The sequence below is a fragment of the Flavobacterium sp. genome (genome assembly GCF_040402895.1).
GTDB lineage: Bacteria > Bacteroidota > Bacteroidia > Flavobacteriales > Flavobacteriaceae > Flavobacterium.
On the sequence record NZ_JBBALR010000002.1, the window covers coordinates 88,074 to 110,871 of the forward strand.

Sequence of the window (22,798 nt, forward strand, 5' to 3'; positions counted from 1 at the left end):
TGTTTTTTTATTTATTCTAAACTTAACGTTATTTGTCCGTCATCGTTTAATTCAATATTAAAATCTTGAGATTCAGAATCAATTTCTTCAGAAACCATAGCTTCTGGTTCGTCCAACATCTCTTCATAAGGTAATGATTCTAATATGTTGATCTGTTTTATTTTATCTGTAGTCAATTGATTTCCAAGTGCTTTTATTCCTTTTATTGCAATAAATTCATCTAAATTTACAATCTGATTGTCTTTTTGCACACCTTTCACTTTCGCATAAACCACTTCAGCCATTGGTAACCAGTCTGTAGAAATAATTTCTAATTGTGATTTTTCGTGTTCAGTAATAAAAATTTCTTCTTTATTTTCGTTTTCAATTAAGAAACGTTTTACATAATAACGCTCTTTTTCACCATCGTAATAAATAGCAGAAATTGGTTTTTTAGGATTCCATTTTTCCATTACAATCATATCTTCATCAAAATGCGTGGTCAATTCTGGAATGATGGTTTTAATTTTTCCTGATTGATTGGCGACAAGTATTCTATCGTTAGGTTTAAATTCACCTAACAACTCCCCTCTTCCATCCACATTTAAACGATGTACCGTATCATCAAACCAAATTTTTCTTGGTCGAAGTGTCGAAATTCCTTTTTCTTTTAATTCTATTTTCTTGATAGGATATTTTGTAACTGTATTTCCTTTACTTGCACGGCCTTTGATTGCGATATCTGAAAAATCTTGATCCCATTTCAATTTCTTAATATTACCAACTTGGCGTAATAAAATCGTCACTACCTCAGCTTCTCCATTTGGATTAGCAGAGAAATATAAAACTTGTGTGCCAATATTTTCTTGGGTTAAATCGTAAAATTTATCACGAGTTACTCCAGAAACATTAAATCGTTTAATAAATGTGGAACCATTTTTACCATCACGATAAATCATATTATAAATGGTACGTTTGTCGTTTTTATCGAAAACCGCAATATGAATGATATCTTTACCTACGAATTTTTTATCGTCCACTTTGGCAATCATCACTCTTCCATCTCTTAGGAAAACAATTACATCATCAATATCCGAACAATCGGCTACATATTCGTCTTTTTTCAAACCTGTTCCAAAGAAACCTTCTTCTTTGTTCACGTATAATTTGGTATTACGTAAAACTACTTTCGTAGCTTCAATCGTATCAAAATTTCTTAATTCCGTTTGACGCTCTCTTCCTTTTCCGTATTTTTCTTTTAATTTGGCGAAATAATCAATTGCAAAATCAATTAAATTATCTAAATGATGTTGCACTTCTTTCATTTCGTCTTCTAACTTCGCAATAAAATCGTCCGCTTTATCCGAATCAAATCGCGTAATCCGAATCATTGGAATTTGCGTTAATTTCTGTAAATCTTCATCTACGATTTCACGAACAAACGACTTTTTAAACGGTTCAAATTGTTTGTATAAATATTCGTAAAGTGTTTCTCTGTCCGAATACAATTTGAAATCGATATACATTTCTTCACGAATGAAGATTTTTTCTAAAGTAGAAAAATGCCATTTTGTTTTTAATTCTTCTAACTGAATTTCTAATTCTTTTCGAAGTAATTCTACGGTTCGCTCTGTAGAAATTTTCAACATATGAGACACGCCAACAAAAAGCGGTTTGTTATCTTGAATCACACAACCTAAAGGCGCTACAGAAGTTTCACAAGCCGTGAAAGCATACAATGCATCAATAGATTTATCTGGCGAAACACCAGGGAAAAGATGAATTAATATTTCTACCTCAGCAGCCGTATTATCTTCAATCTTTTTAATTTTTATTTTTCCTTTTTCATTGGCTTTCAGAATACTATCAATCAAGGTTGACGTATTGGTTGAAAACGGAATTTGAGTAATGACTAATGTTTGCTTGTCTAATTGCGAAATTTTAGCACGTACTCGAACTCTACCACCACGCATTCCATCGTTATAATTCGAAACGTCTGCAATACCCGCTGTTTGGAAATCCGGATAAATGGTAAATGGTTTTCCCTTTAAAATTTTTATAGAAGCGTCAATTAATTCATTAAAATTGTGAGGCAAGACTTTTGTTGACAATCCAACCGCAATTCCTTCGGCTCCTGAAGCTAATAATAATGGGAATTTAACAGGTAAATTGTTTGGTTCTGCTCTACGACCATCGTAAGAAACACCCCAATCAGTAATTTTTGGAGAATACAATACTTCCAAAGCAAATTTTGACAAACGCGCTTCAATGTAACGAGAAGCTGCCGCACTATCACCAGTTAAAATATTTCCCCAGTTTCCTTGACAATCGATAAGCAATTCACGCTGCCCGATTTGCACCATAGCATCACCAATACTAGCATCTCCGTGAGGATGATACTGCATAGTGTGCCCAACAACATTTGCCACTTTGTTATAACGACCATCATCTAACTCCTTTAACGAGTGCATAATACGACGTTGAACCGGTTTAAAACCATCTTCAATAGCAGGAACCGCACGCTCTAAAATTACATACGAAGCATAGTCCAAAAACCAATCTTTGTACATTCCTGTAACTTTGGTAATGGTGTCTTCCGGATTTTCGTCGTTTTCGTAAAAATGTTGTCCTTCGAAGTGTTTGGCATCTACTTCAATAATTTCTTCAGAAAGCTCATCTTCTTGATTGCCATCAATTGAATTATCCTCTGAATTGATATGATCCGTATTTTCTTCTTCTGGATGAATGTTTTCTTCTTCGTCTTTCATTTATCTGAATTTATTTTCTCTGAATTCATTTCAGAGTTTCAGTATATTTTTAATTGTTCTAAACTTCCTCTTCGACCACATCTAATTCTACCTTCAAGTTGTTAATGATAAAGTCTTGACGGTCGGGCGTGTTTTTACCCATATAAAATTCTAATAATTTCTCAATAGACGTGGCTTTGTCCAACATTACTGGATCAAGTCGAATGGTTTCACCAATAAAATTTTTAAACTCATCGGGCGAAATTTCTCCTAATCCTTTAAATCGGGTAATTTCTGGTTTTGGTTTTAGTTTTTCCATCGCCGCTTTTCGTTCTTCTTCCGAATAGCAATAAATGGTTTCTTTCTTATTTCGAATTCTGAATAATGGCGTTTGTAAAATATACAAATGCCCTTCTTTGATCATTTCAGGAAAAAATTGCAAGAAGAAGGTAATTAACAACAATCGAATGTGCATACCATCGACATCGGCATCGGTAGCAATTACGATATTGTTATATCGTAAATCTTCCATACTTTCTTCAATATTCAATGCCGCTTGCAATAAATTGAATTCTTCATTTTCGTACACAATTTTTTTGGTCATACCATACGAATTTAAAGGCTTACCACGTAAACTGAAAACAGCTTGTGTATTCACATCACGACTTTTAGTAATCGAACCAGAAGCCGAATCTCCCTCAGTAATAAAAAGCGTACTCTCTAAACTTCTTGGGTTTTTCGCATCGGTTAAATGCACTCTACAATCGCGTAATTTTTTATTGTGAAGATTGGCTTTCTTTGCTCTGTCTTTTGCTAACTTTCTAATTCCTGATAATTCTTTACGCTCACGTTCCGCTTGAAGAATTTTGCGAAGTAAAGCATCGGCAACTTCTGGATTTTTATGTAAGAAGTTATCTAACTTCGTTTTCATAAAATCATTAACAAACGTACGAACTGATGGCAAGTCAGGTCCCATATCTGTAGAACCCAATTTGGTTTTCGTCTGACTTTCGAAAACAGGTTCTTCTACACGAACCACAATGGCCGAAACAATCGATTTACGAATGTCTGACGCTTCAAAAGGTTTGTTATAAAACTCTTTTATGGTTTTTACTAATGCTTCTCTGAATGCCCCTAAATGCGTTCCACCTTGCGTGGTGTTTTGTCCGTTTACAAAAGAATAATATTCTTCTGAATATTGGGTTTTACTATGCGTAATGGCGACTTCAATATCATCGTCTAAAAGGTGAATAATTGGATACACCATATCTTCTTCTGAAATGGTTTCTTCTAATAAATCTTTTAAACCATTGTCTGAAAAATATTTTTCACCGTTATAATATATTGTTAAACCTGTATTTAGGTAACAATAATTTTTAAGCATTTTAATGATATATTCATTACGATACTTGTAGTTTTTAAAAATAGCTTCATCAGCAACGAAAGATACTTTTGTACCTTTTCGCTTGGTTGATTCTATAACATCTTCTTCAAGCGTTAAATTTCCTGCAGAAAATTCGGCTGCTTTTTGCTGGTTATCACGAACCGATTCCACTCGGAAATAATTGGACAAAGCATTAACTGCTTTGGTTCCAACTCCATTTAAACCTACAGATTTTTTAAAGGCTTTAGAATCGTATTTTCCACCGGTGTTCATTTTAGAAACTACATCGACTACTTTTCCTAACGGAATACCACGACCATAATCTCGAACGGTCATCATTTTGTCTTTTAGCGTAACTTCAATTACTTTTCCAGCGCCCATTACAAATTCATCGATACAGTTGTCGAGCACTTCTTTTAATAAAATATAAATACCATCATCTGGTGAGGAACCATCTCCTAACTTACCAATATACATCCCAGGACGCATACGAATATGCTCTTTCCAGTCGAGTGAACGTATATTATCTTCGTTATATTGGTCTTGTTGGTCTTGCATAATCGGATTTTGTATTTGTTGCAAGATAAAGGATTTCATTAAAAAATAAAAATGGTTTTTAAAGAAGTTATTAAGAAGTTTTCAGTTTTAGAATATAGAGAACAGAATACAGAATATAGACTTAAAACTGCAATTAAATTTGATTTTATAATGACAAATAAAAACATAAGGTAATAAAAAAACCATTGCATTTCTGCAACGGTTTTCTCTATATTCTATTTTCTCAAATTAAACATTAAAACGGAAATGCATTACATCACCATCTTTTACAATGTATTCTTTTCCTTCTACTCTTAATTTTCCTGCTTCTTTACATTTGGCTTCTGTACCGAAATTAGAATAATCTTCAAAAGCAATTACTTCGGCGCGAATAAATCCTTTTTCAAAATCAGAGTGAATTACTCCTGCTGCTTGCGGAGCTGTATCACCAATTTGGATGGTCCAAGCTCTAACTTCTTTGACACCCGCTGTGAAATACGTTTGTAAATTTAATAATTTATAAGCGGCACGAATTAAAACTGCCGAACCTGGTTCAGACAATCCCATATCTTCTAAAAAAACCTGACGCTCTTCGTAACTTTCTAATTCTGTGATATCCGCTTCTGCTCCTACAGAAAGAATAATTACTTCAGCTTGTTCGTCTTTTACTAATTCTTTAACTTGGTCTACATATTTGTTACCATTTACGGCAGACGCTTCGTCCACGTTACAAACATATAAAACAGGTTTTGCAGTAATTAATTGAAACGCCTCGAAAAAAACTTCCTCTTCATTACCATTTGGAACAACCGTTCTTGCCGATTTTCCTTGTAATAAAGCTTCTTTAATTCTATCTAAAATTCCTTTTTCAATTTTCGCCTCAGCGTTACCGGTTTTAGCTCCTTTATTTGCTTTTTCTAAACGTTTTTCAACCGTTTCTAAGTCTTTTAATTGCAATTCGATATCAATAGTTTCTTTATCACGAATTGGATTTACATTTCCATCTACGTGAACAATATTGTCATTATCAAAACAACGTAATACGTGAATAATCGCATTACATTCTCTAATATTTCCTAAAAACTGATTTCCCAATCCTTCTCCTTTACTTGCTCCTTTAACCAAACCAGCAATATCAACAATATCAACGGTAGCCATTTGCACACGTTCTGGTTTTACCAATTCTTCTAAACGATTAATTCTTGGGTCTGGTACATTTACTACACCAATATTTGGCTCGATAGTACAAAACGGAAAATTAGCACTTTGTGCTTTTGCGTTTGATAAACAATTAAATAACGTTGATTTTCCAACGTTTGGTAAGCCTACAATTCCTGCTTTCATATTTTAAAGCCCCTAAATCCCCGAAGGGGACTTCACATCGGTTCAATTTATTATTATTTTACTATCAAAAACGCAACTTTGGGGTTTAAGGTATTATTGGTTATGCAAAAATGCTTGTCGGTTTAAAAGTGTTTCTTCACTTTCTACGTGATTATCATCTGGTACACAACAATCCACTGGGCAAACTGCCGCACATTGAGGTTCATCGTGAAACCCTTTACATTCAGTACACTTTCCTGGAACAATGTAATATAAATCATCAGAAACTGGCGTTTGTGCCGCATCTGCATCAATTTCTGTTCCGTCTGGTAAAATTATTTTTCCTGAAAGTTTGGTACCGTCTTTCCAACGCCAATCATCCGCACCTTCATATATTGCAGTATTTGGACATTCGGGTTCACAAGCGCCACAATTAATACATTCGTCTGTTATTATAATTGCCATTTTATTTTGTCTTAATGTTGAAAAGTCATAATGTCAAATGTCGTAAATCTTTTTACTTTAAGACGTTAGACTTTCGACATATTATATTAATTTTGTGCAAAAATACAACGTAAACTAAATATAAACAAGTTACAGATGTTACAAATTGAAATAAAAAATAATTTTGTTGAATTGGGAAAGTTTTTAAGTCAATTTTCTTTAGAGAATAATCAACAAAATGAGCAAGTAAAATATAATGATTTGTTTTTTAACTCGTTTGTAGATTTAATTGCGTTATCCCAATCTCACAACAATTGGTTTACACCAGATAATGTGCATTTTAGTATTTCAAGTTGGTCTGAAGCTTTGACTGAAAACAACTTAAATCAGTGGCTTTCTGCTTACAATTTTATTGAAAAAGAACCCAAAAACGTAGGTTTAATTTTAGCAGGAAATATTCCGTTGGTAGGTTTTCACGATTTTTTATCTGTTTTGATTTCAGGAAATAATGTTTTAGTGAAAACATCTAGTAAAGACGATTATATAATTAAATTTTTAGCTAACTATTTAATTGCTTTAGATACCCGTTTTAATGAAAAAATAACGTTTGTTGAAGGAAAATTAAAAAATTTTGATGCCGTTATTGCTACTGGAAGCAACAATACCGCAAGATATTTTGAATATTATTTTAAAAACAAACCTTCGATTATTAGAAAAAGTAGAAATTCTGTTGCTGTATTAACAGGTAATGAAACTCCAGAAGAAATGACCTTATTAAGCGAAGATGTTTTTAGATATTTTGGATTAGGTTGCCGAAATGTCTCTAAAATTTTTGTGCCGAAAAATTATAATTTCGATGCGTTTTTTAATGGAATGTATGCTCAAAAAGACGTAATTTATTATGAAAAATATGCTAATAATTACGATTACAACAAAGCCGTTTTTTTAATGAGTAATTTTCAATTATTAGATAACGAATTTTTAACGATAAAGGAAGACACCAGTCACGCCTCGCCTATTTCTTCTGTGTTTTATGAATATTATGAAGATATAAACGAAGTAAAAACACGTATACAACAAGATGCCGAAATCATTCAATGTGTAGTTTCTAATGGAATCATTGAGAACTCAGTATATTTTGGAAACACGCAGAAACCTAACTTATGGGACTATGCCGACAATGTAGATACTTTAGATTTTCTAAATAATTTATAAAATGGCTGTTTCAAAAATTAGTACCATAATTAAAACTCAAAAAGAAAAAGAGGTACATAAACACCAACCCAAATTTAATTTGGAAGCAAAAATAAATTCAAATAGAAAGGCCTCTAAAAAAGAAAAATAATATTTTCCGAAATCGATATTGTTAATAATTCGATTCAATTTCGTTTATTTAATTTTGGGCAGTTTTTCTTAAAATATGAAATTTGCACCAAACTACAACCAACATCATGAAAAAACACAATTATAGCGCAGGACCTTGTATTTTGCCACAAGAAGTATTTGAAAAATCTGCTCAAGCCATTTTAAATTTTAATAATTCCGATTTATCTTTATTAGAAATATCGCACAGAAGTAAAGATTTTGTTGCCGTTATGGATGATGCACGTGCTTTAGTTTTAGAACTTTTGGGCTTAGAAAACAAAGGATATCAAGCATTATTTTTAGCAGGTGGTGCCAGTTTAGAATTCTTAATGGTGCCCTATAACTTAATGAAATCTGACGGAAAAGCTGCCTATTTAGATACAGGAACTTGGGCAAACAATGCTATAAAAGAAGCCAAACATTTTGGAGAAACACTTGTTGTGGGTTCTTCAAAAGAAGCCAATTATAATTATATTCCAAAAAACATTGAAATTCCAACAGATGTAAATTATTTCCATTGTACAAGTAATAATACAATCTTTGGAACACAAATGAAATCATTTCCGAAAACAAATGTGCCTGTGGTTTGCGATATGAGTTCGGATATTTTTTCAAGAACATTAGATTTTTCTCAATTTGATATCATTTATGCTGGGGCACAAAAAAATATGGGTCCAGCTGGGACTACACTGGTAGTTATAAAAGAAGAAATCTTAGGAAAAACAGGACGTTATATACCAAGTATGCTAGATTATGAAAAACATATTAAAGCGGAAAGCATGTACAATACGCCGCCGGTGTTCCCTGTTTATGCTTCATTATTAACTTTACAATGGTTGAAAAATTTAGGTGGTATTGCAGCTATTGAAAAAATAAACGAACAAAAAGCAGCTTTATTATATTCAGAAATTGACAGAAATCCATTATTTAAAGGTACTGCCGAAGTTGAAGATAGAAGTAACATGAATGCAACATTTGTTTTAACAGACGAAAGTCTAACTGAAAAATTTGATGCGATGTGGAAAGCTGCAGGAATATCAGGATTGACTGGGCACCGCTCAGTTGGAGGATATCGTGCTTCAATGTACAACGCACTTCCAATAGAAAGTGTTCAAGTTTTGGTTGATGTAATGAAAGAATTAGAAAGTAGTATTCAATAATCAGTAGTTATTTTTCAGAAAAAATAGAAAATAAATAATAATTGAGTTTTAACTTTTAAACTCATAAACTTTTAAACTTACAAACTCAAATATGAAAATATTAGCAAACGACGGAATTTCAAAAAGTGGTATCACTACCTTAGAAAAAGCAGGATTTGAAGTCATTACTACAAAAGTAGCCCAAGAACAAGTAGCCCATTACATCAATACAAATGATGTACAAGTTATTTTGGTAAGAAGTGCTACCAAAGTAAAACAAGACATTATCGATGCTTGTCCAGGATTAAAAATTATTGGTCGTGGTGGTGTTGGAATGGATAATATAGATGTAGAATATGCGCGTTCAAAAGGAATTCACGTTATTAATACTCCTGCCTCTTCATCTGAAAGTGTAGCCGAATTGGTTTTTGCGCATTTGTTTTCTGGCGTTCGTTTTTTACACGATGCCAATAGAAATATGCCTTTAGAAGGTGATACGAATTTCAATGGATTAAAAAAAGCCTACGCTGACGGATTAGAACTAAGAGGAAAAACTATTGGAATTATTGGATTCGGTAGAATTGGTCAGGCGGTGGCGAAATTAGCTTTAGGAATAGGAATGAAAGTGATTGCTGCCGATAAATATATTAACGAAGCCGTAATTAGAGTCGATTTTTATAACGGTCAATTTATTAATGTTGATGTTATCACAGAGCCATTAGAAGATGTATTAAAACATGCTGACTTTATTACGCTACATGTACCGGCACAAGACGGTTATGTATTAGACAAAGCCGAATTTGAAATGATGAAAAATGAAGTTGGAATTGTAAATTGTGCTCGTGGTGGCGTGATAAATGAAGTCGCTTTACTTGAAGCTATCGAAAACGGAAAAGTGTTATTTGCAGGTTTAGATGTGTTTGAAAACGAGCCCACTCCAGAAGTTCAAATATTAATGCAACCAAAAATTTCATTAACACCTCATATTGGTGCAGCTACTTTAGAAGCGCAAGACAGAATTGGTACCGAATTAGCTGAGCAAATTATTAGTTTATTGAAAAACAAATAATTCAAATAACATTAACATTTACCAAAAATAAAATTTAGTCCCGATTTTTCGGGACTTTTTTTTTATCTTTATACCGATAAATTTTAAAAAATGAACAGGTTAAAAAAACGTTGGAATATTTCTAGTAACTGGCAATTAGTTAGCATTTTAATTGTTTTTGCTATTACGGGATTCAGCTCATTACAAGTAGCGAAACCTTTTCTGTCATTAATTGGAATTCCCGAAACCTTTCAACCACATTGGTTATATCGTATTTTACGATTGGTATTAATTTTTCCTATCTATCAAGTTTTACTTGTTTTTATTGGATTTGTTTTCGGACAATTTACTTTCTTTTGGAATTTTGAAAAGAAAATGCTGTATAGAATGAGACTAGGTTTCATTGCTAATTTTGTAGATGAAAAAATTCTAAAAAAATAAAAACAAAACCTATTTCTGACTTACAATTGAACTAAAAAATTGTAATTTTGCGTTTTGATAAAAATTGTATGCAACACACAGAAAATTCTATTGAAATTATTGGGGCTCGTACTCATAATTTAAAAAATATTGATGTTACCATTCCTCGTGAAAAATTAGTGGTAATTACGGGTTTATCGGGTTCTGGAAAGTCCTCATTAGCCTTTGATACCATTTATGCGGAAGGACAACGTAGATATATCGAAACATTTTCTGCTTATGCGCGTCAATTTTTAGGCGGTTTAGAACGTCCTGATGTAGATAAAATTGATGGATTATCTCCTGTAATTGCCATTGAACAAAAAACAACCAATAAAAGTCCACGCTCAACCGTGGGTACTATTACAGAAATATACGATTTTCTTAGATTATTATTTGCTCGTGCTGCAGATGCATACAGTTACAATACGGGTGAAAAAATGGTTTCTTATTCGGATGATCAAATTAAAGAGTTGATTTATCAAGAATTTGATGGAAAAAAAATTAACATATTAGCACCAGTAATTCGTTCCCGTAAAGGACATTATCGTGAGTTGTTTGAACAAATTGCCAAACAAGGTTTTTTAAAAGTGCGTGTAAACGGCACTATAAAAGATTTAGAATATGGCATGAAAGTAGATCGATACAAAACACACGATATTGAAATTGTTATTGATAGAGTCGCTGTAAAACAAGATGAAGACACCGATAAAAGATTAACCGAAAGCATCAAAGTAGCGATGCATCATGGTGATGATATTTTAATGGTTATTGAACAAGATACTCAAGAAGTTCGTTTTTATAGTAGAAGTTTAATGTGTCCTACTTCTGGTATTTCGTATCCCAATCCAGAACCTAATAATTTCTCCTTCAATTCACCAAAAGGGGCTTGTTCTAACTGTAATGGTTTAGGAATTGTAAATGAAATTAATCTTCAAAAAATTATTCCTAATCCAAAAGCATCAATCAAATCCGGTGGTTTTGCGCCTTTGGGCGAATATAAAAGCACTTGGATTTTTAAGCAATTAGAATTTATTGGTGAAAAATACGGATTTAAGATTACAGATAATATAGAAACCATTCCGGCAGAAGCCATGGATATGATTTTATACGGTGGAAATGAAAAATTTTCAGTAGTTTCTAAAGTGATGGGCATCACTAAAGAGTATAAAATTGACTTCGAAGGCATCTCCAACTTTATTAAAAATCAGTTTGAGCAATCCGAATCGGCAAGTATTAAACGTTGGGCAAAAGAATTTATGGACGAAAACGAATGTTCGGAATGTCACGGATCACGTTTACGAAAAGAAGTTTTGTACTTTAAAATCAACGAAAAAAGTATTGGCGATTTAGTGCAAATGGATATTGTAGAATTACAACAGTGGTTTTCGGACTTACCGAATCACATGTCGGAAAAACAACAAACCATTTCACTCGAAATTTTAAAAGAAATCAATGCTCGAATTAATTTTTTACTAGATGTTGGCTTGGATTATTTATGTTTGAATAGAAGCTCCAAAACGCTTTCTGGTGGTGAAGCACAACGTATACGATTGGCCACACAAATTGGTTCGCAATTGGTGGGCGTTTTATATATTTTAGACGAACCAAGTATCGGATTACATCAACGCGACAATGAACGATTAATAAAATCATTAGAAAGTTTACGCGATATTGGCAACTCGGTTTTAGTGGTGGAACACGACAAAGATATGATAGTTCGTGCTGATCACGTGATTGACATTGGTCCGAAAGCTGGTAAATATGGCGGGCAAATTATTAGTCAAGGCACACCTGCTGCATTATTAAAAGAAAATACCATTACTGCGCAATATTTAAATGGTAAAATGAAAATTGAAGTACCAAAAACGCGTAGAAAAGGAAATGGAAAATTTTTAAAATTATCAGGTGCAACAGGAAACAACCTAAAAAATGTTTCAATAGAAATTCCTTTAGGGCAATTAATTTGTGTTTCAGGGGTTTCTGGAAGTGGAAAATCCACCTTAATTAATGAAACGCTCTACCCTATTTTAAATGCACACTTTTATAACGCGGTTAAAAAACCGCAACCCTATAAGAAAATTGAAGGATTAGTACATTTAGATAAGGTTATTGATATTGATCAAAGTCCAATTGGTAGAACGCCGCGAAGTAATCCAGCTACTTATACCGATGTTTTTTCGGAAATAAGAAGTTTATTTACATTGACATCTGAAGCACAAATTCGTGGCTATAAACCAGGACGTTTTAGTTTTAATGTAAAAGGTGGCCGTTGCGAAACCTGTGAAGGTTCTGGAGTTAGAACCATTGAAATGAGTTTTTTACCCGATGTGTATGTAGCATGCGAAACCTGTCAAGGAAAACGTTTTAACAGAGAAACCTTAGAAATTCGTTTCAAAGGGAAATCTATTTCAGATGTATTAAACATGACGGTTGATGAAGCCGTAGATTTCTTTGAAAATATTCCAAAAATATATCGAAAAGTAAAAACCATCCAAGATGTTGGTTTGGGATACATCACATTAGGACAACAAAGTACCACGCTTTCTGGTGGTGAAGCACAACGAATTAAATTAGCTGGAGAATTATCTAAAAAAGATACAGGAAATACCTTTTATATTTTAGATGAACCTACAACTGGCTTGCACTTTGAAGACATTCGCATTTTAATGGATGTCATAAATAAATTGGTAGACAAAGGAAATACGGTTTTAATTATTGAACATAATTTAGACGTAATAAAACTTGCAGATTATATTATAGATATTGGTTTAGAAGGCGGAAAAGGTGGCGGAGAAGTTTTATGTAAAGGCACGCCAGAAGAAATTATAAAAAATAATAAAAGTTATACCGCACAGTTTTTGAAAAAAGAATTATCTTAGTTTACTTATTTTAATAAAAAAATTGATACTATGAGTGGAATATACCAAAATGAAGAGGAAAGAATTCAAGATAAATTAAAACAAAAAACTTGGAACGAAGTAAGAGCAAACGATTCTTGGGCTATTTTTAAAATCATGTCAGAATTTGTAAATGGATATGAAACTATGGGACGTATTGGCCCTTGTGTAACTATTTTTGGATCTGCAAGAACAAAACCAGAAGATAAATATTATTTACTAGCCGAAAAAATTGCTTATAAAATTTCAAAAGCGGGGTACGGAGTCATTACCGGTGGCGGTCCTGGAATTATGGAAGCTGGAAACAAAGGCGCACACATTGGTGGAGGAACATCTGTGGGGTTAAATATTGATTTACCTTTTGAACAACATTTTAATCCATATATAGATCGAGATAAAAACTTAAATTTCGATTACTTTTTTGTTAGAAAAGTAATGTTTGTAAAATATTCTCAAGGTTTTGTGGTGATGCCTGGAGGTTTTGGAACATTAGATGAACTATTTGAAGCCATTACTTTAATTCAAACTAAAAAAATAGCTAAATTTCCAATTATCTTAGTGGGAACTGAATTTTGGACGGGTTTAATGGATTGGATTCAATCTGTAATGATAGACAAATTTAAAAATGCATCACCAGAAGATTTAAAATTATTTAAAATTGTAGATCACGAAGATGAGGTGGTGGAAACTTTAGATAATTTCTATAAAAAATATGAATTGTCGCCTAACTTCTAATATAAAATTTAAAAAAAAGTCCCATCTTTTGAATGGGATTTTTTTAATTTATATTATAAGAAACACCTAAATTAAAATTAAAAAACTTTCCGAAAGCAAAGGCACTCAGAAAATTAAATTTATTTAAAGTATAATTTACGGCAATTTCACCAATATAATTGGTTTTTCTTTTTTCAATGGTATCCAGCAATTGGTTAATTATTTGTTGAGCCGGAATGATATCTTCAATAGCGCCTTTTTCACCGCTAACTACATAATTAAACATGCTGCTGTTGACAATAAAACTTCCTAAAATTTCAAATTTTTTGATTTCTTTAGATACCGCTAATTGGTAATGAAATGTATCCACAATTCCGTTTAAATTATTAATACCTAAATTTCCAAATGAAGTATTCACATCTAAAAAATCAAAACTAATGTCTTCATTTGAATAAAAAGACATAGCAGAAATATGAATGTTTTTAGGTTCTAAACTCGGAAAATATTGACTAATATTGTGCTTTAATCCAACACCATATACTTGATAATACCCACGTTTTAAATTGGTTTTAGTAGAAAAACGACCAATAAGTTCTGTACCACTTGGTAAAGCGAGAGATACATCTAAATATGGATAGTTTATAGTTTCTTGGTTTACTCCTTTTGGAGTTTTTAAACGGACTTGTTGCCCATCTAAATCACCTACTAAATAATAAGTATCATCATTTCCAATCGCAGTTGGGACTAATGCTGTAGTTTGAGTGCCTTCTAACTGTAAAAATTGAAAATCCGAATTTGCAATTGTAAAACTTCTATCCGAATTTGGAACAAAAAACATGTTTCCATGAATTCCCACATTAATTTTCCAATTTTCTTTCTTCTTAGCCGAATGCATCCATGCAGATGACGCTTGATAAACAGCTGCATCCGTTGCTGGAATTAAATATTGTTTGGAATACAATAGGGCATCTTCTAAAAGATACCCTATTTGTTCAAATTGTGCACTTGTTTGTGAAAATCCAAAATTTGAAAATCCAAAAATAAACAGACCTGATAAAATACTTAACTTTTTCAATTAAGCATCAATTTTAGCGTAAGCTGCATTTTTCTCAATAAATTCTCTACGAGGTGGAACTTCATCACCCATTAACATAGAGAACACTCGATCTGCTTCACCTAAATTATCGATAGTTACTTGACGGAAAGTTCTAAAATCCGGATTCATTGTAGTTTCCCACAATTGTTCTGCATTCATCTCTCCCAGACCTTTATAACGTTGAATACTTGTACTTCCGCCCATTTCCATAGAAATTCTATCGCGTTGGTCGTCATTCCAAGCATATTGTTTTTTGTTTCCTTTTTTAACTTGATATAAAGGTGGGGCTGCAATGTACACGTGTCCGCCTTCAATTAATTCTTTCATGTATCTAAAGAAAAATGTAAGAATTAATGTAGAAATGTGAGAACCATCGACATCGGCATCACACATAATAATTACTTTATGGTAACGTAATTTCGATAAGTTTAATGCTTTACTGTCCTCTTCTGTTCCTACAGTAACTCCTAAAGCAGTGAAAATATTTCTAATCTCTTCGTTTTCAAAAACTTTGTGTTGCATCGCTTTTTCTACATTCAAAATTTTACCTCTTAATGGTAAAATGGCTTGAAAATATCTATTACGACCTTGTTTGGCAGTACCACCTGCAGAATCTCCCTCTACTAAGTAAATTTCACATTTTTCAGGATCTTGTTCCGAACAATCGGATAATTTTCCAGGCAATCCACCGCCACCCATAACGGTTTTACGTTGTACCATTTCACGAGCTTTCTTCGCTGCGTGACGCGCTTGTGCTGCTAAAATTACTTTCTGAACAATAGTTTTGGCATCATTAGGATTTTCTTCTAAATAGTTTTCCAACATTTCTGCAACAGCTTGCGAAACGGGTGAAACTACTTCTCTATTTCCTAATTTTGTTTTGGTTTGTCCTTCAAATTGTGGTTCTTGAATTTTCACAGAAATTATTGCTGTTAATCCTTCACGGAAATCATCACCAGCAATTTCAAATTTCAATTTTTCTAATAAACCAGAAGCATCTGCATATTTTTTCAACGTACGCGTTAATCCCATACGGAAACCTTGTAAATGGGTTCCTCCTTCGTGAGTATTAATATTATTTACATATGAAAAAATATTTTCTGTATAAGAAGTATTGTAAATTAAGGCTACTTCCACAGGAATTTCTCCTTTTTCATTTTCCATGCTAATTACATGAGAAATAATTGGTTCTCTGTTTCCATCTAAAAACTTAATAAATTCTTTTAACCCTTCTTTAGAATGAAAGGTTTCAACAGGCTGACTTCCATCGTCTGCTAAGTGTCTTTTATCGGTTAAAGTTATTGTAATTCCTTTATTTAAGAATGACAACTCACGTAAACGAGCCGCTAATGTATCGTAAGAATATTCTAACGTTTGTGTAAAAATAGTAGCATCAGGCTTAAACGTTACAATTGTACCTCTTTTATCTGTTGTACCAATTTGTTTTACGGGATATAAGCTTTTTCCTTTTTCGTATTCTTGTTCATATACTTTTCCTTCTCTATGAACAGTGGCGCGCAAGTGGTCTGAAAGTGCATTCACACAAGATACACCTACTCCATGAAGTCCTCCAGAAACTTTATACGAATCTTTATCAAACTTACCTCCAGCTCCAATTTTGGTCATTACCACCTCTAATGCAGAAATTCCTTCTTTCTTGTGAATGTCTACAGGAATACCGCGTCCATTATCTTCAACAGTAATTGAATTATCTTCATTGATAGCTACATAGATGGTATCACAATGACCGGCTAATGCTTCATCAATAGAGTTATCTACTACTTCATATACTAAATGATGCAATCCTCTAACTCCAGTATCTCCAATATACATAGATGGACGCATTCTTACATGCTCCATTCCTTCTAACGCCTGGATACTATCGGCTGAATAACTACCTTTTTTATTTTCTTCACTCATAATAATTGTGTTAAATAAACATTTTTATAACAAACAAATATAACGAATGGATTAAAAAAAGCCAAGATATAACAACAGCAAAACACCTTAAGTTATCAACATTTGTTAATTTCTGAAATCTTTTCTAAAAAGGGCTAAAAAGGGTCAAAAATGCTATTTTGATGATTTTTTATCTCAATCGAAAACAGTTGAAAATATGAAAACGTCTTAAAACGCAAAAAAAGAAGTATTTAAAAATGCTTATTTTTCTATAATTAACCTAAAAAAGAGAAAAAAAGTAAAAACTTATAGAATTTCTAAAATTTTATAATTCACTTCATTTACCAAAAATTCAGCTTGTACAGGTTTATGCATCAATTGTATGCCCAAAGGAGATTGCGGAGAAATGGCAAAAACAACTCGATTATCAATTGTGATTTTAGGTAAAGCAGTGCTAATAAAAACGGTTAAATGATTAGTAACTACAACACTTCCTAAAATGGTTTTATTTGAAATCTGTTCAATATCTAATTTTGATAATATGACTTGTTGCTCGATGGCTTCTTTAAGTTTAGTAGCGATTTTTTCTTGTTCGATATGTAATTTTGACAACGTAGTTTCGTGCTTATCTCCTGCCGATGATTTAGCGTCATTTTGCGCATCTTCCGTTAATGAGTTTATTAAATCCTGATAAATGTCTATTTTATCTTGAAGTAATAGTTGATAATGGGAAAGTATTTTTTGCTTGAAGTTTGGCATATATAAAATTATAGAATACTTAATTTAATGACTTGAAATCATTTTTATAATTAAAAATCAAATTTATAACTCGCACCACCCAAAATCTGTACGCCTTGTACTGGGAAATTTGCCCATCTGTTATATTGTTGATTGGCTAAATTATTTCCTTTTAAAAAGAAATTTAATCTTTTACTGAATTTATATCCTACGTGTGCATTCAAATCAAAGTAACTATCTAATGTTACTGTTTTTATACCTGAATAAAACGAAGAAAACATCGATTCATTATTAATGCTATCTATATCTTGTCTTTCTCCTACAAAAAACAATTTAGCACCAGCGCTCCATTTTTCATTTATTTCAAAGTCAATAAAACTTGCTACTTGAAGTTTTGGTAAATTCCAAGCCTCATTTTGAGTTGATGTAGTATACGTATTAAAGGTTCCGTTAATTCCGAAAGCAATGTTTTTTGTAAAATCTGCTTTTAATTCTCCAAACACACTCCAGGTTTTCAAGTCGTCATAAACTACATTAAACGAATTTCCAAAAGCATATCCATTTGTGTATGTTGGTAACGAATCAAAATAATTTGCTACAAATAATGCTTTATTATCTTGATTTAAATAGGAAGTTTTTACATTAAAAGCTACTGCATTGGCTAATTTTCCTTTTAAACCAGCATACAAATCATATTTAATATTGGTTGGAGCAATAAATAACGTTGGAGAAACAAACGGATTATTATCTACAAAATCCGCATACGAGTTTTGCTTTAAATTTCCTTCTGCTCCAGCATAAGCTGATAAAATATCACCTACTAATTTGTACGATGCTTTTACTTTTGGATAAAAGAATATTTTGTTATTATTTTCTTGATCTATGGATGATTGAGCAAAAAAAACTTTTGCACCTATTTCAACTGACAAATCCTCTTGTTGGTATAAAATACTTGGACTAAAACCTAAATTTAAGGATGAATATTTGTAAGCCGAATTCATTTGCATTAATCTTCTATCAAAACTTCCACCTACATAATCTAAAACAAAATCAGTTTTCACTTTTTGATCAATTACTTCAAAATCAAAATTTGGTTTGACAAAAAATCTATTTTCAGCCGAGCCAAAAGCATCAGAAAATCGTTTAAATTGTATAGATAGTTGCTTAAAAAAACTGTCTTTTGCAGTCATTTTCCCACCAATTGCTAGGGTATTATACACTTGTTTTTCATCAATTTTATTGACTACTGAAGCGTCAAAAAACGAATAATTTGGTAAACCATACCAATTGATGCCTTGATTTTTAATTCCTAAGTCAGCATTCCAACTTATTTTTCTATTTCTACTTCCATAAGTTACGTCCAATGCATTTGTGTGAAAATTATTGTCTAAAAGTACGCCACCAATTCCACCTTGAGAGGATAAATGTTGAAACAATCCGCCCACATAATCGGTTTTACTCAATTGGTGGGTTAAAAACACTTCCGCATTTGCAGTACCATAATTACCTGCACCTAAAGAAACATAATTAGAAAAACCTTTTTCTAATATTTCTTCATCTACATCAGCCGCTTTTCCTTTAGAAGGCATAAATGTTGAGGCCACTGGAAATGAAAAAATTTGAAATTTTATAGGAATTTTTGGTTCCACAACTTCTTGTTCCACTGCTGGTGATTGTTTTATTTTAAACGCATCCGAAATGGTTGGTGTATAGGGTTTTACAATATTTACCACTTCACTTCCAATGTTTTCATCTTTCTTTTGAGAAAAACCAACTTGAAAAGCTGAAAGGACGATGATACTTATAATTACTTTTTTCATATATGTTTTTTTTTTAAACCGCAAATACATTAAGGTTTTCGCAAGGTTTGTATTTTTTTTAATTTTATACTTCGTAAATCAAAATTCGTAAATCGTAATTAAACTTACTTCGTAACTGACGAATTTGTCTTCGCTTCTGCTGCTTTTATAGTTTCTAATTCTGATTGACATTCTGAAACTACATCAGGAAACTCAGTAAAATTATCGATGATACTTTGTAAAATTTCAGTAGCTTGAAAACTATCGTTTAATCCGTAATAGTTTTTTGCCATTAAAACCAAACTTTTTGCTCCAAAATATTTATATCCTGAGTACGTACTCGAATATTTTTCTACCGATGTATTTGAGGCTTCAAATTTTTGTTCTTTATTCTTAAAATAAGCATCGTAATACAACGCTTCGGCTGCCAATTCGCCTTTTGCTATTTTTTGTAATTTAGCATAAGCATCTTTTGCTTTTGCATCGTTATTTGTTTTTATTGCTGAACGTGCTATAATAATTTGTGCATCACTTTTAATCTTATCCTCTATTTTTTGATTATTTAACACCTTATCGGAATACAATTCTGAGTTAGTAAAATCTTGTTTTTCATAAAAACACTTCATCAAATTAGCTTGCGCAAACGTAATGTTTTGAGGATATTCTGCAGCTGTTTCTAATTGTTTTAAAACAACAATTGCTGCATCACAATTTTTATCTTTAAGATGAATTTCTGATAAGCGAACCAAAGCTTGTTCTGTAAATTCGTTTCTGGCTTGTGCAATTACATACTCGTAATGTGGAATTGCATTTTTTTCTAATGCATCTGCAAAATACAATTGCGCAAGGTAAAAATGTACTTTCAAAGCGTGTAATCCATTTGGAAACTGAACCAAATAACTCGTAAATCCAGATATCGCTTGTTTGGCATTATTTGTTAAGTATTTTTTTTCTGCCGATTCATACATATCATTATCTAATTCTGCATCGGAAACTTCTACAAAAGGTAGTGTTTTTACCCAAGCAGCATATTCTGGTATATTTCCATTTGCTTTGTAAATATTTTTTGCTGTTGAGACAGCTTCTAATGATTCTGGCGAATTTGGAAATTCGGCTACCACTTTTTTAAATTTTGTAATGGCAGCATCGTCTTTATCTGTATTGTAAAAAATCAATCCTTGCTTTAATATTGATTTTGCTATATAGGCGCTATTTTTGTGAGTAGTAATTAGAACATCAAATGTAGCAATGGCTTTATCATTTTGTTCTTCAACGGTATAGGTATTGGCTAATTCATATAAAGCATCATCCATAAATTGTGATGTTTTATACGTGGTTACAAATTTATTTAAATCCTCAATTTTCTTTTCATTCTTATTTACAAATCCATAGCTCATTCCTTTTTGAAAAGCCGCATAATCAGCATCAACGCATTTTAACTCAATAGCTTTGTTATAAGCATCCATAGCTGGCCAATATTTTGAAGAAATATAATTGCAGTCTGCCATTCGTAAATACGCATCCGTGAATCGGACTTTATCGTCTTTTCTTTTTAAAATAAAAGCATTAAAGTACGGAATGGCATTTTCATATTCTTTAATTTTAAAATAAGCATAGGCCAAATTATATTCCGCAGTTTTACTTTCTGGAGTTTCTGATGCTGCCGCATCATTTAAAAATTGTTTATAAGTTAAAACCGCTTCTGAAAATTGATCTAAACTATACTCACATTCTGCTTTCCAAAAAGTAGCACGTGCGTTAATTTTTGCCTCTTTATTTTCTGTTAATGATTTTTTAAATAAAATGTAAGCTTCTTGATACTTTCCATCTGTATAAAGTTCTAACCCTCTGTAAAAAGTAACTTTTTGGTATGCTAATTTATTTTCAGGTGTTTTATTTTTTTCTAATAAAATTAAAGCTTCTGTATAATTTTTAGACGTGATATAAGAATTAATCAATAAACTTTTCAATTCCTGATTATTTGGATTCGTTGGATATTTTTCTATGAACGATTTAAGAATTTCAGGCGTTGAGACATATGGATTTCCAATTTCATAACTCAACTTTGCATAATTTAATGCGGCATCTTCTTGAATTTTAGCATCAAAAGTCATTTCTGAAGCCGTTTTAAAAGCAGTTAATGCTTGCTGTTTTTTGTCGGTATTTAGATAACTTTCTGCTAAATGATAATACGCGTTTTGTGCTAAAAAATCATTTCCTTCAATAATTTTATTGAATTGTAAGATGGCACTTTCATAATTTTTTTGTTGGTAAAAAGCATACCCTAATTGGTAAAAATCGGTATGATTCCATTTGCCATTTTTTCCTTTATAGGCTTGTAAATAAAGGATTGCTTTATCGTATTGTTTTAAATTAAAATAACTTTCTCCAATTATTTTCGACAATTCACTTTTTTCAATTGCTGATGATTTTTTCAGTTGCGGTTCGCCTAAATCAATTGCTTTCTGAAAATTTCCTAATTTAAAATTCATATCGGCTTGAAAGTACCCCATTTTTTCTTTGTACTTTTCCTGATTTTCAACTTGTCCAAAGAGCTCGTTAGCTTCTTTATAATTATTACCTTCATAGGCTAAATATCCTAAATAATATTTGGCCTGATTTCCATATTCTTTCGACTGAATTACTTTATTCAAATAATTAGAAGCATCTTTATTTTTTTTAATTGAAAAATTGGCATACCCTCTCTGAAAGTTAGCTTTAACTATATCGTAATCAGCTAATTCAGCTTCATAAATATTTTCATACCATTTTAAAGATTGCGCATAATTTCCTTCTGCAAAATAATATTGTGCAACTTCAAAATAAGCTAAATTTCTTTTTGTACTAGTCGGGTGATTTTCAATAAATGATTCCATCAGTACATCCGCATCTTGTTGATTGGTTTTTATAGCACAATTGGCAATAAAATAATAGCAATCAGATAAAATTTCTTCAGATGGAATGGCATTTTTTACACGTTCAAATAAAATTTGTGCTGCTTGAAACTGCTTTTCATTGTATAATTGAATAGCTTTATGATATTCTGGATTTTGATTTAAATATATAGCAGATTGCTGAGCCATATTACTTTGCGAAATAAAAAGTAATGCTAAAAAAAGCGTTTTAATACCGTTCATAATTGAATTCATTTTAAGTTTCAAATATATCAAAAGGATATCATTATAAACGCAAAAATTATCTTAAATATTGCAATGATAATAATTTAC

At 32.0% G+C, this 22,798-nt stretch carries 15 protein-coding genes; 6 read left to right on the forward strand and 9 right to left on the reverse strand.

Going from position 1 to position 22,798, the window contains the following annotated elements:
* Positions 1-11: 11 nt before the first annotated feature.
* From ABWP60_RS02465 to ABWP60_RS02480, 4 genes are all read right to left on the reverse strand, one after another.
* Positions 12-2,747 (reverse strand): DNA gyrase/topoisomerase IV subunit A, encoded by a 2,736-nt coding sequence (locus ABWP60_RS02465; protein WP_353148022.1) that lies wholly within the window; start codon positions 2,745-2,747, stop codon positions 12-14.
* A gap of 58 nt (positions 2,748-2,805) precedes the next feature.
* Positions 2,806-4,668, reverse strand: a complete 1,863-nt coding sequence (locus tag ABWP60_RS02470; protein WP_353148024.1) for a DNA topoisomerase IV subunit B — start codon at positions 4,666-4,668, stop codon at positions 2,806-2,808.
* 228 nt (positions 4,669-4,896) lie between these two features.
* Positions 4,897-5,991, reverse strand: coding sequence for a redox-regulated ATPase YchF (gene ychF, locus ABWP60_RS02475; RefSeq protein WP_353148026.1), 1,095 nt, complete (start codon positions 5,989-5,991; stop codon positions 4,897-4,899).
* A gap of 93 nt (positions 5,992-6,084) precedes the next feature.
* The gene (locus tag ABWP60_RS02480; RefSeq protein ID WP_353148029.1) at positions 6,085-6,435 is read right to left on the reverse strand and encodes a 4Fe-4S binding protein; all 351 of its coding nucleotides are present in this window, start codon (positions 6,433-6,435) and stop codon (positions 6,085-6,087) included.
* A gap of 135 nt (positions 6,436-6,570) precedes the next feature.
* Here ABWP60_RS02480 and ABWP60_RS02485 point away from each other — a divergent pair, with 135 nt between their 5' ends.
* From ABWP60_RS02485 to ABWP60_RS02510, 6 genes are all read left to right on the forward strand, one after another.
* Positions 6,571-7,629, forward strand: a complete 1,059-nt coding sequence (locus ABWP60_RS02485) for an acyl-CoA reductase (protein WP_353148032.1) — start codon at positions 6,571-6,573, stop codon at positions 7,627-7,629.
* A gap of 236 nt (positions 7,630-7,865) precedes the next feature.
* Complete coding sequence (serC, locus tag ABWP60_RS02490; RefSeq protein WP_353148034.1) at positions 7,866-8,939, forward strand: 3-phosphoserine/phosphohydroxythreonine transaminase; 1,074 nt, start codon at positions 7,866-7,868, stop codon at positions 8,937-8,939.
* 91 nt (positions 8,940-9,030) lie between these two features.
* The gene (locus ABWP60_RS02495) at positions 9,031-9,987 is read left to right on the forward strand and encodes a D-2-hydroxyacid dehydrogenase (protein ID WP_353148036.1); all 957 of its coding nucleotides are present in this window, start codon (positions 9,031-9,033) and stop codon (positions 9,985-9,987) included.
* Positions 9,988-10,077: 90 nt separating this feature from the next.
* Positions 10,078-10,407 (forward strand): DUF6787 family protein, encoded by a 330-nt coding sequence (locus ABWP60_RS02500; protein ID WP_353148038.1) that lies wholly within the window; start codon positions 10,078-10,080, stop codon positions 10,405-10,407.
* 68 nt (positions 10,408-10,475) lie between these two features.
* Positions 10,476-13,307 carry an excinuclease ABC subunit UvrA gene (gene uvrA / locus ABWP60_RS02505; RefSeq protein ID WP_353148040.1) on the forward strand — a complete coding sequence of 944 codons (2,832 nt, stop codon included), beginning with the start codon at positions 10,476-10,478 and terminating at the stop codon, positions 13,305-13,307.
* A gap of 30 nt (positions 13,308-13,337) precedes the next feature.
* A complete protein-coding gene (locus tag ABWP60_RS02510) occupies positions 13,338-14,060 on the forward strand; it encodes an LOG family protein (protein WP_353148043.1) in 723 nt (240 codons plus the stop codon).
* A gap of 43 nt (positions 14,061-14,103) precedes the next feature.
* Here ABWP60_RS02510 and ABWP60_RS02515 read toward each other — a convergent pair whose 3' ends face one another.
* From ABWP60_RS02515 to ABWP60_RS02535, 5 genes are all read right to left on the reverse strand, one after another.
* Positions 14,104-15,114, reverse strand: coding sequence for a DUF6588 family protein (locus tag ABWP60_RS02515; RefSeq protein ID WP_353148046.1), 1,011 nt, complete (start codon positions 15,112-15,114; stop codon positions 14,104-14,106).
* Positions 15,115-17,055: a DNA topoisomerase (ATP-hydrolyzing) subunit B gene (gene gyrB / locus ABWP60_RS02520; RefSeq protein ID WP_353148049.1), complete on the reverse strand. Its 1,941-nt coding sequence runs from the start codon at positions 17,053-17,055 to the stop codon at positions 15,115-15,117.
* 285 nt (positions 17,056-17,340) lie between these two features.
* Positions 17,341-17,793, reverse strand: coding sequence for a hypothetical protein (locus ABWP60_RS02525; protein WP_353148052.1), 453 nt, complete (start codon positions 17,791-17,793; stop codon positions 17,341-17,343).
* Between the two features lie 50 nt (positions 17,794-17,843).
* Positions 17,844-19,592 (reverse strand): porin family protein, encoded by a 1,749-nt coding sequence (locus tag ABWP60_RS02530; RefSeq protein WP_353148055.1) that lies wholly within the window; start codon positions 19,590-19,592, stop codon positions 17,844-17,846.
* 104 nt (positions 19,593-19,696) lie between these two features.
* Positions 19,697-22,708, reverse strand: coding sequence for a tetratricopeptide repeat protein (locus ABWP60_RS02535; RefSeq protein WP_353148058.1), 3,012 nt, complete (start codon positions 22,706-22,708; stop codon positions 19,697-19,699).
* Positions 22,709-22,798: the final 90 nt, after the last annotated feature.

Coding starts and splice junctions, on each gene's coding strand:
- ABWP60_RS02465 (WP_353148022.1), bottom strand. CDS start 2,747: ATGAAAGACGAAGAAGAAAACATTCATCCAGAAGAAGAAAATACGGAT.
- ABWP60_RS02470 (WP_353148024.1), bottom strand. CDS start 4,668: ATGCAAGACCAACAAGACCAATATAACGAAGATAATATACGTTCACTC.
- ychF (WP_353148026.1), bottom strand. CDS start 5,991: ATGAAAGCAGGAATTGTAGGCTTACCAAACGTTGGAAAATCAACGTTA.
- ABWP60_RS02480 (WP_353148029.1), bottom strand. CDS start 6,435: ATGGCAATTATAATAACAGACGAATGTATTAATTGTGGCGCTTGTGAA.
- ABWP60_RS02485 (WP_353148032.1), top strand. CDS start 6,571: ATGTTACAAATTGAAATAAAAAATAATTTTGTTGAATTGGGAAAGTTT.
- serC (WP_353148034.1), top strand. CDS start 7,866: ATGAAAAAACACAATTATAGCGCAGGACCTTGTATTTTGCCACAAGAA.
- ABWP60_RS02495 (WP_353148036.1), top strand. CDS start 9,031: ATGAAAATATTAGCAAACGACGGAATTTCAAAAAGTGGTATCACTACC.
- ABWP60_RS02500 (WP_353148038.1), top strand. CDS start 10,078: ATGAACAGGTTAAAAAAACGTTGGAATATTTCTAGTAACTGGCAATTA.
- uvrA (WP_353148040.1), top strand. CDS start 10,476: ATGCAACACACAGAAAATTCTATTGAAATTATTGGGGCTCGTACTCAT.
- ABWP60_RS02510 (WP_353148043.1), top strand. CDS start 13,338: ATGAGTGGAATATACCAAAATGAAGAGGAAAGAATTCAAGATAAATTA.
- gyrB (WP_353148049.1), bottom strand. CDS start 17,055: ATGAGTGAAGAAAATAAAAAAGGTAGTTATTCAGCCGATAGTATCCAG.
- ABWP60_RS02525 (WP_353148052.1), bottom strand. CDS start 17,793: ATGCCAAACTTCAAGCAAAAAATACTTTCCCATTATCAACTATTACTT.
- ABWP60_RS02530 (WP_353148055.1), bottom strand. CDS start 19,592: ATGAAAAAAGTAATTATAAGTATCATCGTCCTTTCAGCTTTTCAAGTT.
- ABWP60_RS02535 (WP_353148058.1), bottom strand. CDS start 22,708: ATGAACGGTATTAAAACGCTTTTTTTAGCATTACTTTTTATTTCGCAA.